The sequence below is a fragment of the Rhodococcus sp. IEGM 27 genome (assembly GCF_033142305.1).
Taxonomy (GTDB): Bacteria; Actinomycetota; Actinomycetes; order Mycobacteriales; family Mycobacteriaceae; genus Rhodococcus_F; species Rhodococcus_F oxybenzonivorans.
On record NZ_JAWLSG010000001.1, the window covers coordinates 1,195,011 to 1,209,039 of the forward strand.

13 protein-coding genes are annotated in these 14,029 nt (G+C 64.8%); 6 read left to right on the forward strand and 7 right to left on the reverse strand.

What is annotated here, in order from left to right:
• Positions 1–36 precede the first annotated feature (36 nt).
• Positions 37–777, forward strand: coding sequence for an SDR family NAD(P)-dependent oxidoreductase (locus tag R4P95_RS05640; RefSeq protein WP_317743828.1), 741 nt, complete (start codon positions 37–39; stop codon positions 775–777).
• Positions 778–821: 44 nt separating this feature from the next.
• Positions 822–1,781: a PDR/VanB family oxidoreductase gene (locus tag R4P95_RS05645; RefSeq protein WP_317743829.1), complete on the forward strand. Its 960-nt coding sequence runs from the start codon at positions 822–824 to the stop codon at positions 1,779–1,781.
• 16 nt (positions 1,782–1,797) lie between these two features.
• Here R4P95_RS05645 and R4P95_RS05650 read toward each other — a convergent pair whose 3' ends face one another.
• Positions 1,798–2,418, reverse strand: coding sequence for a response regulator transcription factor (locus tag R4P95_RS05650; protein ID WP_007301658.1), 621 nt, complete (start codon positions 2,416–2,418; stop codon positions 1,798–1,800).
• Between the two features lie 223 nt (positions 2,419–2,641).
• Here R4P95_RS05650 and R4P95_RS05655 point away from each other — a divergent pair, with 223 nt between their 5' ends.
• The 4 genes from R4P95_RS05655 to R4P95_RS05670 are packed head-to-tail and all read left to right on the forward strand — an operon-like array spanning position 2,642 to position 6,362.
• A complete protein-coding gene (locus R4P95_RS05655; RefSeq protein WP_317743830.1) occupies positions 2,642–3,235 on the forward strand; it encodes a flavin reductase in 594 nt (197 codons plus the stop codon).
• A gap of 2 nt (positions 3,236–3,237) precedes the next feature.
• Entirely contained in the window at positions 3,238–3,531 is a 294-nt protein-coding gene (locus R4P95_RS05660) for a DUF485 domain-containing protein (protein WP_317743831.1), read from the forward strand.
• Between the two features lie 6 nt (positions 3,532–3,537).
• Complete coding sequence (locus R4P95_RS05665; RefSeq protein WP_317743832.1) at positions 3,538–5,088, forward strand: cation acetate symporter; 1,551 nt, start codon at positions 3,538–3,540, stop codon at positions 5,086–5,088.
• Complete coding sequence (locus R4P95_RS05670; RefSeq protein WP_317743833.1) at positions 5,085–6,362, forward strand: amidase; 1,278 nt, start codon at positions 5,085–5,087, stop codon at positions 6,360–6,362. The genes R4P95_RS05665 and R4P95_RS05670 overlap by 4 nt, the downstream gene beginning before the upstream one ends.
• Before the next feature lie 106 nt (positions 6,363–6,468).
• On the opposite strand, the gene katG is transcribed toward R4P95_RS05670, so the two are convergent.
• From katG to R4P95_RS05700, 6 genes are all read right to left on the reverse strand, one after another.
• Positions 6,469–8,703: a catalase/peroxidase HPI gene (gene katG, locus R4P95_RS05675; protein ID WP_317743954.1), complete on the reverse strand. Its 2,235-nt coding sequence runs from the start codon at positions 8,701–8,703 to the stop codon at positions 6,469–6,471.
• A gap of 71 nt (positions 8,704–8,774) precedes the next feature.
• On the reverse strand, positions 8,775–9,203 hold the full coding sequence (locus tag R4P95_RS05680) for a Fur family transcriptional regulator (protein WP_317743834.1): 429 nt from the start codon (positions 9,201–9,203) through the stop codon (positions 8,775–8,777).
• Between the two features lie 159 nt (positions 9,204–9,362).
• Entirely contained in the window at positions 9,363–9,491 is a 129-nt protein-coding gene (locus R4P95_RS05685) for a hypothetical protein (RefSeq protein ID WP_283254035.1), read from the reverse strand.
• 438 nt (positions 9,492–9,929) lie between these two features.
• The gene (locus tag R4P95_RS05690; RefSeq protein ID WP_317743835.1) at positions 9,930–11,678 is read right to left on the reverse strand and encodes a sigma-54-dependent Fis family transcriptional regulator; all 1,749 of its coding nucleotides are present in this window, start codon (positions 11,676–11,678) and stop codon (positions 9,930–9,932) included.
• Between the two features lie 388 nt (positions 11,679–12,066).
• Positions 12,067–13,437 carry an FAD-binding oxidoreductase gene (locus R4P95_RS05695; protein ID WP_317743836.1) on the reverse strand — a complete coding sequence of 457 codons (1,371 nt, stop codon included), beginning with the start codon at positions 13,435–13,437 and terminating at the stop codon, positions 12,067–12,069.
• Positions 13,438–13,518: 81 nt separating this feature from the next.
• Positions 13,519–13,845: a putative quinol monooxygenase gene (locus R4P95_RS05700; protein WP_317743837.1), complete on the reverse strand. Its 327-nt coding sequence runs from the start codon at positions 13,843–13,845 to the stop codon at positions 13,519–13,521.
• Between the last annotated feature and the right edge of the window lie 184 nt (positions 13,846–14,029).

The following is a 14,029-nucleotide window of genomic DNA, read 5'->3' on the forward strand; positions in this document are numbered from 1 at the left end:
ATTTTCCGAACCTCATCGATCGAACAGGAGCTCGACGTGGATTCTGTCGCAGTAGTCACCGGCGGCGGACGCGGCCTCGGTGCCGCGATCGCACACCAATTGCACGACCGCGGGTACCGCGTCGCGGTCGCGGACATCGACAGCGGTGCCGCGAAAGAGACCGCGGCGAAGCTGGATCCGGGCGGTGACACGGCCATCGGCGTGGAGTTGGACGTCCGGAAACGGGAGAGTTTCGAAGCCGTCCGTGACCGGGTGATCCAGGAGTGGGGCGGCATCGACGTCCTCGTCAACAACGCCGGCCGGTCGCAGACGGGCTCGCTGATGGACATTGCGCCGGAGGAATTTTCCGACATCGTCGAGATCAACCTCAATGGCGCCTTTCTCGGCTGCCAGGTGTTCGGAAGCTACTTCGCCGAGAAGCGATACGGCAGAATCATCAACATCGCGTCGCTGGCGGGGCAGAACGGTGGCACGGCGACCGGCGCGCACTACGCCGCGGCCAAGGGCGGCGTCGGCACACTGACCAAGGTCTTCGCACGCGAACTCGCCCCGTCGGGTGTCACGGTGAACGCCGTCTCCCCCGGGCCGCTGGATCTACCGGTGGTGCGGGAGACGGTGCCCGCGGACAAGCTGGCCGCCATCCTCACCACGATTCCGGTGGGCACCCTGGGCTCGCCTGATTTCATAGCCGAGACCGTCGCCCTGCTCGCATCGCCGACGGCCGCGTCGGTGACGGGAGCCTGCTGGGACGTCAACGGCGGCCTGTACATGCGCTGACCCCGCCCGCGGGCGACGGTCGCAGCACCGGAGGAAGAATCACCATGAGCATGTTCACTGTCACTGTTGCGGACATTGTCGACGAAACGCCGGACATCAAATCGTTCCGGCTTGTTCGGACGGACGGTTCACCGTTCGACCCGTACCCTGCCGGCGCCCACATCGACATCCTCGGCCCCACCGAGGTCCTCACCCAGTACTCGCTGTGCAGCCCGCCGCACGAGTCCGAATCGTATGTGGTCGCCGTCAAACGCGAGACCGGTCCCCGCGGCGCCTCGGCCGCACTGCACGATCGTGTGACGATCGGCAGCGAGTTGCAGATCAGCCGGCCGCGCACACTGCTCACGCTCGCCGAGGGCGCCGATCGGCACATCCTCGTCGCGGCGGGGATCGGGCTGACCCCGATGCTGAGTCTGGCGTTCGCGTTGCACCGGCGGGGACAACAGTTCGACCTGCACTACTTCGCGCGGACGAGGGCTCAGGCCGCGTTCGTCGACCTGCTGGAGAGTGCGGATTTCCGCCGGGACGTGCACCTGCATTTCGGCCTGACGAGGGACGATCAGCTCTCCGCCCTCGAGAAGATCCTGGCGGATGCGTCCGCCGCAACGCACGTCTACACCTGTGGCCCCGAAGGTTTCATGGATCGGGTGCGCGGGTTGGCGGAACCCGCGGTCGGTGAGGACGCGGTCCACTTCGAACACTTCGAGGCGGCGACGCCTACAGCGACCGGGTCGGACACGGCGTTCGAGTTGGAACTCGACACGGGCGAGGTGTTCGAAGTGCCTGCCGGGAAGTCCATCGCCGACGTACTCGAAGAGAACGACATCGAGATCGACACGTCCTGCAGGGAAGGCATCTGCGGCACGTGCGTCCTGGACGTGCTGGAGGGCGAGCCCGACCACCGCGACAATTGCCTCACCAAGAGTGAGAGAAAGGCGGGAGACAGAATTGCCGCGTGTGTGTCGCGCGCAAAATCCGGGCGGCTCGTCGTCGAACTCCCCTGAAAAGTGCCGAATTATTTCAGGTCACGGCAATTCCGGCCTGCAGAATATCGCGTACGAGAACGGCAATGCTTTCTGCTCCGGTCTTTTCCTTGATACGGGTGCGATGCACGTCGACCGTCTTCACGCTGATTCCCAATTCTTTCGCAATGTTCTTGCTGGGCAATCCGTCGAGGACGAGGGCGAGTATTTCTTTTTCTCGCACCGTCAGCGTGTCTATTCGGCCCTGCAGTTCCGTTCTGTTGCGTCGCTCGCCGAATCGTTGACGCGCAACCCGGAGCGCGTCCTGAATGACGTCGAGCATGTGCTGCGGATCGTAGGGCTTCTCGATGAATGTCAGCGCACCCCGCTGGAGTGCCCGCACCGACATCTTGATGTCACCGTGTGCCGACACGAAGATGATCGGAATCGGGGATTCGTCGGCGAGGAGTGCCTCCTGGAGCTGGAATCCCCCGACTTCCGGCATCCGGACGTCCAGAACGAGGCAGGCCGGGATGTCACGGCGGTACTCGTCCAGGAAGGACTGCACCGAGAAGTAGTACTCCGACGTGATGTTGACCGAATCGAGTAACCACGCAAGCGATGCGCACAACTCCTGATCGTCGTCGACGATGTAAACCCGTGTTTCTTGCTGATCCATCGAATCCTGCCTCGCACAGATGGCTTGCTTCCTCGTCCAGTGAACACCGACCGTAACGGAAGCGGTAGGTAACTGAAGGAATCCCCTACCCGGGTAGGCGACTTACTGCAAGAAAGTAGCGTCGCCGCCAATGTTCCAGTGCATGACGCGCGTCATATCCTTCTTTCAGGAACGCCGGCGCAACGTGGTGACACGACTTCTTGTTCCAACTCATGGAGACGAAATGCCCGAACTCACAACCATGCAATCGACCTTCCGCACCGCCATGGCGAATCTGCCGGCCGCGGTCAACATCGTGACGACCGACGGCCCTGCCGGGCGCTGCGGAATGACGGTGACCGCCGTCTGCTCGGTAACCGACTCACCGCCCACCGCACTCGTATGCGTAAATCAGAACAGCGCCATGCACAACGTATTCCAGAACAACGGCAGAGTCGGTATCAACGTGCTCTCCGGCGACGACGAAGAACTGGCCATGCATTTCGCGGGCGCAACACACGTCGCGATGGCCGACCGGTTTCAGTGGGACATCTGGGAAGACGACACCGACGACGGTGTGCCGATCCTGCGCGCCGCCCACGTGGTGCTCGCCGGCCGGATCGCGGACAGCAAGACCGTGGGATCGCATTCGGTGATGTTCATCGAACTGGACCGCGTGCAGACGCGCGAACACGGCGACAGCCTCGTCTACTTCCAACGCAAATTCCACCGCTTGTCGGTTCCGGTCGAGTCCCCCGACTGGCTGTTCTACGACGAATGGTCCGATCCGATCACCGTGACACCCGCCCTCGTTCCCGCCGCAGCCGGAGGTAAATAGCCATGGTCACCTCTTCACCGCCCGAACAAGTCCCACAAGAATCCGACCTGCAGGCGCTCGCAGACACGCGTGCCGCCCTGACGTTTCGTCTCAGCGCCTTGGTCCTCGCACTGTTTCTGCCCCTGCCGATCCTCGGCGGGTTCACCTCGCTGCTGGACGGCGTCGTCTTCAGCGGCGTCACCGTGGCGTGGCTCTACGCGGTCGCGCAATTCGTCGTCGCCATCGTCGTGGCCCGGTATTACATGGCGCGGGCAGCCGAACTCGACTCCCGGACCGTCTCGCCGGCGAAAGGATAATGCGCCATGAACCTCGTCTCCGCTGCACTTTTCGCGGCCCTCGTCGTTGTCACCCTGATGATCACCGCGTGGGCTTCCAAGAGGAACAAGTCCGCCGCCGATCACTACGTCGCGGGCGGCAGCCTGACCGGCAGGCAGAACGGTGTCGCCATCGCCGGCGACTTCATCTCTGCCGCCTCGTTTCTCGGAGTCACCGGCGCGATCGCGCTGACCGGTTTCAACGGGTTCTACCTCGCGGTATTCGTGCCCGTCGCGTTCGTCCTCGCGATGCTGCTGATCGCGGAACCCCTGCGCAACCTCGGCCGCTTCACGTTGGCGGATGTTCTCGCCACCCGGTTCCCCGGCAAGGACGTGCGGTCGATGATGGCGATCAGCACTGTGGTGATCAGCGTGGTCTATCTCGTGTCGCAGCTGGTCGGTGCCGCGCTTCTGGTGTCGTTGCTGTTCGACCTCGACTACGCCGTGGCCGTGTTGATCATCGGAACACTCACCACGGCGTACACGTTGGTGGGTGGCATGCTCGCCACCAGCTGGATCCAGATCATCAAGACCGGTCTCCTCATGGTCTGCGCCGTCGTGCTGTTCGTTCTCGTGCTGGTGCGGTTCGATTTCAATCCCTTCGGCCCGTTCAGCACCGCGCTCGCCGAGTTCGGGCAATCGTTCGTCGCGCCGCAGCGTACGTCCGGTGCCGCCTCCTTCGACCAGTTGTCGCAGACCGTCGGGCTCGTCCTCGGCGTGCTCGGCCTGCCGCACGTCATGATCCGCTTCCTCACCGTTCCGGACGCGAAGCAGGCGAGAACGTCCGCCTACACCGCGATCTGGATCTTCTTCGCCTTCTACCTGCTGGTTCCCGTGCTCGGTTACGGCGCCGCCAAGCTGGTCGGTGTCGAGGTGATCAAATCCGAGAATCGGGGCGGCAACCTCGCGGTGGCGCAGCTCGCCGAGACGGTCGGCGGCGGTGTCCTGCTGGCGTTCGTCGCGGCCGTGGCGTTCGTGACCATCCTGGCCGCGCTGTCCGGCCTGGTGATCGCCACCTCCGGTGCGATCGCACACGACCTGTACGGGCAGGTGATCAGGAACGGATCGGTGTCGGCGAAGGCCCAGCACCGCGCGGCCCGGGTCGCGACGGTGGCAACCTGCGTCATCGGTGTCGCCATTGCCTTCGCGGCGCAGAAGCAGAACGTCGCGTTCCTCGCCTCACTCGGGATGTCGATCGCAGCATGTGCGAACCTGCCGGCACTGCTGCTGACCATGTACTGGAAGCGCATGACGGCGCGTGCCGTCATCTCCGGCATCGTGGTCGGGCTCGTCCTGTCGGTCACCGTCATCCTGCTCAGCCCGGTCGTGCAGGGACCGGACTCCATCCTCGGATTCTCGAACCCGGCACTCGCCGTGGCACCCCTCTCGCTGGCGGTGTCCATCATCGTCGCGCTGTTGTCGGTGCCGTCCGGGGAGACGAAAGCACGAGCCGACCGCCTCTTCTCGGTGATGCGCACCCGAGCGCTCACCGGGCAGACCGAGACGACGAGCGACGACACGATGGTAGCGATGCGATGAAGGCGGAACTACGGTCACCGAGCCCACTCCGGGACCTGGCTGAGCAGCTGGCGACGGGCGCGACAACGCCCATCGATGTGGCAGAGGCGGCACTCGCACGAATCGCGGACCTCGAGCCGGAAATTCACGCCTGGGCCCACCTCGATGCCGATGCGGTGCGGTCCGCGGCCGCCCGAATCCAGGACAGCGGCCCGGACGGCGCGCTCTGGGGCCTGCCCGTCGGAGTCAAGGATCTCATCGACGTCGCGGGTATGCCGACGCGCTGCGGCAGCGAGCTGCGGAGTGCGGATTCCGCGACGACGGACGCCTACTGTGTGGCGCGTGCGCGTGCCCTCGGCGCACTCCCGTTCGGTAAGACGGTGACCACCGAGTTCGGGTACTTCAAGCCCGGCCCGACCCGTAATCCCCGCGCCCTGGATCACACCCCCGGCGGGTCGTCGAGCGGCTCGGCGGCAGCGGTGGCCGCGGGCATGGTGCCGCTCGCATTCGGTACACAGACCGCGGGGTCACTGACGAGGCCGGCGTCGTTCTGCGGAGTCGCAGGTTTCGTCACCGCTCACGGCGAATTTCCGACCGCGGGCATCACCGGGCTGAGTCCCAGTCTCGACACGGTGGGGCTGCTGGCACGAACCGTGCCCGATCTCCACTTCGCGTGGACAGCACTGCGCGACGGCACGCGAACGCCCGCTCTCGAACCTTCCGCTCCGCACCGGCTGCGGCTATGGAGCGGATTCGAGCTCGGCGAGGTGTCCCGAGAGATGACAGCGGCGCTCAGGATGACCGCTGATTCCGCCGCGTCGGCGGGGATCCAATGCCGTGAGTTAGATTCCGCCGCAACGGTTGTGGCACTGACGGAACACCACCACACGGTGATGGCGTACGAAGCAGCCCGCGAACGCGCCGCCGAGGCCGCGCAGACCGACAAGATCAGCACACCCCTCGCCGAACTGTTCGCCGCGGGGGCGGCGACCGCAGAAGCCGACTACCGTGCCGCCCTCGCCGGAATCCGCGAGACCCGACAGCTGCTGCTCTCGGCGTTGGACGAGGACGAAACAATCCTCGGGCCCGCGGCTCTCGGCGCCGCGCCGCACGGCCACGACGCGACAGGGACGCCCATCATGAGCCGACCGTGGCAGGCCATGGGTCTGCCGGTGGTCACGATCCCTGGCAGGCGTGACAGTGCGGGCCTTCCCCTCGGATTGCAGTTGATCGGGCGTCCCGGTGCCGAACAACGACTCTTCGAGACAGCCGCCTGGCTCGAATCTGTGCTCTGACCGGGAAGCGTCAGTCGACAAAATCTGACAGTGGCACAACCGCGTGCCGGGTGTGGGCCACCCCGGAGCGGTGAGCTCGCGGGGTGGCACACCCGGGTGCCACGGGTCAGCGGAGGTCGAACCGATCGAGGTTCATCACCTTGTCCCATGCGGAGACGAAGTCGTGCACAAACTTCGTCTTCGCGTCGTCGGCGGCGTAGACCTCGGCCAGTGCGCGAAGTTCCGAGTTCGACCCGAACAGCAGGTCGACACGGCTGCCGGTCCACTTCACCTCACCGGTGGTGAGGTCCCGACCCTCGTAAATACCCGAGTTCGCAGACGTGGGCGCCCACACCGTTTCCAGATCGAGCAGGTTCACGAAGAAGTCGTTGGTCAACGACCCGGGGTGTGCGGTGAACACGCCCAGCGACGACTGGTTGTGGTTCGCGCCCAGCACCCGCAAGCCACCGATCAGCACCGTCAACTCGGGAGCGCTGAGGTTCAACAGATTCGCCTTGTCGATCAGCAAATACTCGGCGGGCAGCCGGTGTGCCGTCCCGAGGTAATTGCGGAACCCGTCCGCGCTCGGCTCGAGAGCGGCGAAGGATTCCACGTCGGTCTGATCCTGCGTTGCATCGGCCCGTCCCGGAATGAAGGGCACCTCGATGTCGTGTCCGGCGTTCTTGGCGGCCTGCTCTACAGCCACAGTTCCGCCCAGCACGACCAGATCGGCGAACGACACCCGGGTATTCCCCTTTTGGGCGGAGTTGAACGACTCCATGATGCCCTCGAGAGTGCGTACCACGTGCGCGAGCTCGTCGGGGTTGTTGACCTCCCAGCTCGCCTGCGGCTCGAGACGGATACGGCCACCGTTGGCGCCGCCGCGCATGTCGCTTCCGCGGAACGACGACGCTGCCGCCCACGCAGTCGAGATCAGCTGTGGGACAGTCAGTCCTGACGACAAGATCTGCCCCTCGAGAAGGGCGATGTCATCGGCGCCGATGAGGTCGTGGGTCACGGCGGGGATGGGGTCCTGCCACAGCAGCGTCTCCTGCGGGACCAGCGGTCCGAGGTAACGGGCGACCGGGCCCATGTCGCGGTGGGTCAGCTTGTACCAGGCCTTGGCAAATTCGTCCGCGAGCTCCTCGGGGTGGTCGAGCCAGCGACGGGTGATCTTCTCGTAAGCCGGGTCGATCCGCAGGGAGAGGTCGGTGGTCAGCATAGTGGGGGCGTGCCGCACCGAGGGGTCGAAGGCGTCGGGCACGGTGCCGGCACCGGCGCCGTCCTTTGCGACCCACTGGTTGGCTCCGGCGGGGCTTTTGCTCAGCTCCCATTCGTAGCCGTACAGGGTTTCCAGGAAGCTGTTGTCCCAGGTGGTCGGGGTGGGTGTCCACGTCACCTCGAGGCCACTGGTGATGGTGTCCTTGCCCTTACCGGTGCCGAAGGTACTTTTCCAGCCCAGGCCCTGCTCCTCGAGCGGTGCGGCCTCGGGTTCCGGGCCGACGTGGTCGGCGGGGCCGGCGCCGTGGGCCTTGCCGAAGGTGTGGCCACCGACGATCAGCGCGGCCGTTTCGACATCGTTCATCGCCATCCGGGCGAACGTCTCCCGGATGTCCGTTGCCGCGGCGAGCGGGTCCGGGTTGCCGTTCGGGCCTTCCGGGTTGACGTAGATCAAACCCATCTGAACTGCCCCGAGCGGCTTTTCGAGGTCTCGGTCACCGGTGTAGCGATCGTCGCCGAGCCAGGTCAGCTCAGGACCCCAATACACGTCCTCTTCCGGTTCCCACCGGTCCACCCGGCCTCCGCCGAATCCGAAGGTTGCGAAGCCCATCGACTCGAGTGCGACGTTGCCGGCGAAGACCATGAGGTCGGCCCACGACACCGTCTTGCCGTACTTCTTCTTCACCGGCCACAGGAGTCGGCGCGCCTTGTCGAGGTTCGCGTTGTCGGGCCAGCTGTTCAGGGGCGCGAACCGCTGCATCCCGGCGCCGGCGCCGCCGCGACCGTCTGTGATGCGGTAGGTGCCCGCCGCGTGCCATGCCATGCGGACGAAGAGGGGGCCGTAGTGCCCGAAGTCGGCGGGCCACAACTCGTGTGAGGTGGTCATGACCTCCTCGATGTCACGCTTCAGAGCGTCGAGGTCGACGGCCGCAAATTCCTTGGCGTAGTCGAAGTCCTCGTCCATGGGATTGCGCACGGCGGGGTTCTTCTGCAGGATCTTCAGGTTGAGCTGGTTCGGCCACCAGTCACGGTTTCCCCCACCTTCAGTGGGGTGCTTCAGCCGACCGTGGGCAACGGGGCAGCCGCCGCTCTGCGCGGGTTCCGTTTGGGCCTCGGCGATCGGAGGGTGTTCCTCTGCGATGGTCTGGATGTCAGTCACTGCTTTCCTTCCAAAAAGGGAGTAATCCGGGCTGTGTTGGGTGGATCGGGTTGTCAGCGGTGTGATGGGGAACAGTCGGGGCACGTGCCCCAGAAGATGACCTCCGCCTCGTCGACACGAAATCCGTTGTCGTGCGAAGCAGTCAGGCACGGAGCGTCACCGACGGCGCAGTCGACGTCAGCGATGGCCCCACAGGACCGGCAGACCACGTGGTGGTGATTGTCACCGACCCGAGACTCGTAGCGCGCCAGAGAGCCTGACGGTCGGATCCGCCGCACCAACCCTGCCGCGGTCATCGCGTGAAGCACGTCGTACACCGCTTGCTGAGATACTCGGGGCAGAACACCGCGCACCGCCGCGAGGATCCTCTCCGTGTCGGCGTGGGGATTCGCCTGCACCGCCTCCAATACCGCAAGCCGCGGCTGGGTCACACGCAGATCGGCGAGCCGCAACTGTCGTGCGAAATCCGTTGTCGAAGACACGGGCAGACTATGCCCCGGCTTTCTGTAACTGATCAAGATAATGAGTCATATTGAGACGCTTGTAGCTCCGAGGGCCCGGGAAGAAGCTAGCGCAATGCACAGCCGGGTTCACGCCGGCTTACGTGCTCGCTGTTTCGAGGTGGCGAGACTTGAGGTTCGTCATGACGTCACCTCCACCAGATCGAACTGTGCATGCAGTTGTGCCCAGGTGGTCTTGCGGCGGCCGTCGGGGCTGCGGTAGGTAGCGTCGCCGTCCGGCAACCAGGTCCGCATCAGGTCATCACGCACGGGAGGACGGTCGGTGGGGGCGGCCGTCGTGCACAGTGGAGCCACCAGCCAGACCCGGCCACTACCGGAGCGCTCTCGCCCAGTCGTTGTGTGCAGAGTATGCGGGTTTGTCGTCATCAGAATCGCCTTCTCGGTTGCCGCGCTAGATTTCGGGTTTCGTACCGAGTGCACTATCTCGGTATTCCCCATGGTCCGGCGGAACTGGTGTGACGGCCGTCTCATTTCCGGACACAGGAAGATTGCTCCCCCGAACTGGCGACGACCACAGAGGACGTTCGGCACCTGATTCGCCGCGATTCGCGCGGCTTCCCGGTCCGTATCGGGTTTGCGCACTGAGCAATCCGGACCCGAGGCGGGAAGCCACGACGCGGGTGTGTCCGCGATAGCCGAGTAGCTCCGCGTGGCCGCGGGGCGGCCAATTCATGCTTGGGAGACGACTTACAAGCCGATTCCGAACTCCTTGATTTTCCGGTAGATCGTCGCGCGTGAGATGCCGAGCGCAGTTGCCGCCGCCTTCTTGTTTCCGTGGTTTTCTTCGAGGCTGCGGACGATGGCGTCTCGTTCCAGGGCCTCTATCTGTGTGAGTGTGTGCCTGCTCAGCGCCCGGCACACCGGTGGCAACCGATCGACTCCGGCGATGCCGGAGCGTTGCCGCTGCACCACTTCCTGGAGGACCTGCCGGAGCTCGCTCACGTTTCCGGGCCAGCTGTATTTACACAGTTGACGCATTGCCGCAGGGTCGAGCGATAGCTCTGCCCCGTGGCCCAGCTGACGGAGTAGGAGCGGTACCAGGTCGTGGAGATCCTCGATGCGGTGGCGCAACGCGGGCACGGGCACGGTGTGGCTGAAATAGGGCAGGATCAGCGTGTCGAGATCGGTGTTGTGCGCTGCAGCGCCGATGGTTACACCGATCCAGCCGGCGTGCTCGCGTCCGGAGATGAGGTCGGCGACAGATCTCTGATGCTCCTCGTCGAGCAGATCGATGTCGCGGAGGATGATGCTGAAGCGGTCCTGTTCGAGTTCTTGCCGAAGCGCCTGCATGGCGCTACTGTCCCCCGACAGATCCGCCCCACCGAAGATTCGCGTTCGAACCGGAATATGGACCATAGCAGCCGCTTTGAGCGCTGCAGTGCGACCGCTTCCAGGCTCTCCGGAAACCGTGACCCACTGTTGTTCGCGAGCGCAGCGGGCGATCTGCTGGCAGCTACGGCGCCAGGAAGCGCTGCTGCCGGTGATACCGGGCAGGGATTCATGTTTCTCTGTTGCCGGGATCGCGGAGTTGGGGGTGTCGACGAGGTGTACGTAGAACAAAGCCATCTGCCGTCGCGATCCGAATCCAAAATCCTCGGTGGACGACAGACGCGCCGACAGTCCGCTGGGTAGGGCGACGATATGCCGATGTGTGGCAGGCATTCCTGTGAGGTCGACAGCGTGCTCGAGCAGCGCAGCTTGGTCTTGGGCATCCAGTGCCAGGCGCAGGCGACGGTTGAGGAGCACCAGATCGTCACCCAGAGCGAGAACCCCTGCTTGCGGTGCCCGCCGACCAGCCTTCAGGTAGGCGTTCAGGAGCGCTGTCTGCTCGGCACTGGCCTGTGCGAGGAGCCGCCCTTCGATCTGGGCGGTTGCGGATTTGGCCAGGGTGGCCAGCAGTGGTCCCCCGTCCTCGACCCAGCCGGTCAGGTCGAGCGCGCCGACGAGAGCTCCGGAAATCGGGTGGGTGATCGGGACACCGGCACAGGCAAGTTGCCCGAGACATTCGACGTAGTGTTCGGCGCCGGTAACCAGGGTTGGTTGCCGGGTCTCGAGGGCAGTGCCGATACCGTTGGTACCTGCGAATTCTTCCGAGTAGCTGAAACCTGGCGCCAGGCTGACAGCGTCGAGCGTGCGATTGAGCCGCTGGCTGGCGGCGATCCTTGTCAAGATCACTCCGTCGGCGGATGTCAGAATCACACTGACCGGCTCGTCCACCAGCCCGTCCGCGAGCTGTTTCAAGACCGGTCCGGCTGCCGTGACGAGGGGAGAGTCCAGGTCCGGCTCCCGGACATACGGGAGGTCGAGCTGATCAGGTACCACTTTCAGTGACTTCGACCGCTGCCAGGAAGAGTAGATGTCCTGCCGAATGGAGCTGTCGAGATGATGCTCGGAGAGAAAACGCTCACGTGCTACCCGTAGATCCTTAGCGGTCATGATTCCTACACGCCCCGTTCTTCCGCCGGTTACATGCATGAGCGTACGGCGTCTCAATGTGATACGAGTCTCAGTATGAGACACACGCCGAGCCACCCGGGGGTGGTGAGCACTGGCAGATTCAGCACGCTTCCGCCCGGTGGGGCGGGTTGTCCGACGGCTGGGTGTCCTGGGTGACGTACGGCGGGCGAACCCCGGTGAGCGCTTCCAGCGTGCACAGGAGGTCGGTCATGGTGAGCGTGCTCGACCCCGGGGGCCCCGCAGGTTCGTGGGCCGGACGGTGTTGTGGCCGCGGGAGGGGGTTCACTGGCTTCATCGTGGCCTTTCGTCGTCGGGGATGGGTACCGTTCGAGGCAGGACTCGGGATCGATATCTGCGGGGATGGCGGTCATATCGCGCGTCCCGGATTGAGAATCCCGGTAGGGTCGAACACCGCCTTGATCTGACCCATGAGCACTCGCTCGCGTGTGCCCACCATCGTCTCGAGGTAGTTGCGTTTGAGATCACCGACGCCGTGCTCCCCCGTGATCGATCCGCCCAGCGCCAAGCACCGGGTGACCATCTCGTCGAAGGCGCGGTAGGCACGGTCGGATGCGTCGGGGTCAGCCGCGTCGAACACGATCGTGGGATGGAGGTTTCCGTCCGCGGCGTGCCCGAAGGTGCCGACAAAAAGGTGGTGGCGGTCCGCGATACGGCTGATGGCATCGAGCATGTGCGGTAGCCGGGGCACCGGCACTGCCAGGTCGTCGAGCAGCGTACTGCCGCAGCGTTCGAGGGCGGTCAACGCGACACGCCGAGCCTGCATGAGCCCGTCGCTTTCGACCGGGTCGGTGGTCACGAAGAGTTCGGTCGCCGCACAACTACGGCATGCTTCGGCGATGCGATCGGTTTCCGCCTCCGCGGCCTCGCCGTCGCACTGGATGAGTAGCAGCGCACCGGCGCTCTCGTCGAGGCCCATCTGGGTCATGTCGTTGACCGCGGTGATCGTGTTGTGGTCCATGAGTTCGACCAGGCTCGGGTCGGCCACGTTCTGAATCGCCATCACCGCGTCGACGGCTTGGACGGGGTCGGCGAACGCCGCCACCACAGTGGATGCGTGCGCCGGTTTTCGGCGCAACCGCATGGACGCCTCGACGATGACGGCAAGAGTGCCCTCGGACCCGACCAGCAGTTGCGTGAGATTCAGGCCGGCGACGTTCTTGCGGGTGGCGGCACCAGTGTGGATGATCCGGCCGTCGGCGAGCACCGCTTTTATCCGGGCGACGTGATCACCGGTCACCCCGTACTTGGCGCAACAGGGCCCACCGGCGTTTGTCGCGAGGTTCCCACCAATCGTGGAGATGGCACGACTGCCCGGGTCGGGCACGTACCAGAGTCCTCGCTCTGCTGCTGCAGTAGCGAGGTCGCCGTTGATGACACCGGGTTCGACCGTCGCAGTACGGGACTGCCCGTCGATCTCGAGAATGCGGTTCATCTTCTCGGTACTCAAGACAATGCACCCCTCGAGCGCATTGGCACCGCCTGCCAGGCCGGTCCCCGCACCTCTCGTGACAACCGGAATCTTGTACCGGTAGGCAGTCTGCAGCGTCGTGACGACGTCGTCGACCGTCCTGGCACGAACCACTGCTATCGGTTGACCGGATGGCGAGAGCAGCGCCTGATCGCGGGTGTAGGCGATCATGGTGTCGCCGTCGGTCACCACAGCATCGCCGAGACCCGCAACCAGATCCGCTACGGGGCCGGTCGTCACCACGGTCATGCCTTGTCCTTCCGCACTGTTGTGTGTCCGTCACGGGTGCACCACGCCGGGGTTTGCCTGGCCGGTGTGGTGCGTGGCGCATTACGAAGCGAATTCGAGCTCGCCCATACGGGACCAGTCGTCGCCGGGAAGTTCGGTGTGGAGGATGCGCGGTGTCTCGCTCAGTGCCGGGCGCATCGCGTCCAATCCCTTCCGGAAGTGGTCCGCATTGACATGGTCGGAACCGGCCTGCCCGTCGGCGAATGCCTCGATCAGCACGAACTCGGCGGGATTGTCGGCGCTACGGTGCCATTCGAACCAGAGATTGCCCGGTTCCGATCGGGTCGCCTCGGTGAACTCCTTGGTGATGAGCAGCCAGTCGTTCTGGTGTTCGTCGAGGACCTTGAACTTCACGACAATAAAAATCACGACGCCTCCACTGATCTGTGTCGGAAAGCCTTTCACCGGGCGGAGCAAGGCTGACGGATATGACCTGCCATAGGGATCCTGAGGGGTGCGCCGGGGCGCGCGGGTTACCGGCGGTCAGGTGCGCACCCACCTGACCGCCGGTGATGACCCTCTCCTGTTCGGATCGGGTCAGTGGGTCACCGCC

Coding starts and splice junctions, on each gene's coding strand:
- R4P95_RS05695 (WP_317743836.1), bottom strand. CDS start 13,437: ATGACCGTGGTGACGACCGGCCCCGTAGCGGATCTGGTTGCGGGTCTC.
- R4P95_RS05690 (WP_317743835.1), bottom strand. CDS start 11,678: ATGACCGCTAAGGATCTACGGGTAGCACGTGAGCGTTTTCTCTCCGAG.
- R4P95_RS05670 (WP_317743833.1), top strand. CDS start 5,085: ATGAAGGCGGAACTACGGTCACCGAGCCCACTCCGGGACCTGGCTGAG.
- R4P95_RS05645 (WP_317743829.1), top strand. CDS start 822: ATGAGCATGTTCACTGTCACTGTTGCGGACATTGTCGACGAAACGCCG.
- R4P95_RS05650 (WP_007301658.1), bottom strand. CDS start 2,418: ATGGATCAGCAAGAAACACGGGTTTACATCGTCGACGACGATCAGGAG.
- R4P95_RS05665 (WP_317743832.1), top strand. CDS start 3,538: ATGAACCTCGTCTCCGCTGCACTTTTCGCGGCCCTCGTCGTTGTCACC.
- R4P95_RS05660 (WP_317743831.1), top strand. CDS start 3,238: ATGGTCACCTCTTCACCGCCCGAACAAGTCCCACAAGAATCCGACCTG.
- R4P95_RS05655 (WP_317743830.1), top strand. CDS start 2,642: ATGCCCGAACTCACAACCATGCAATCGACCTTCCGCACCGCCATGGCG.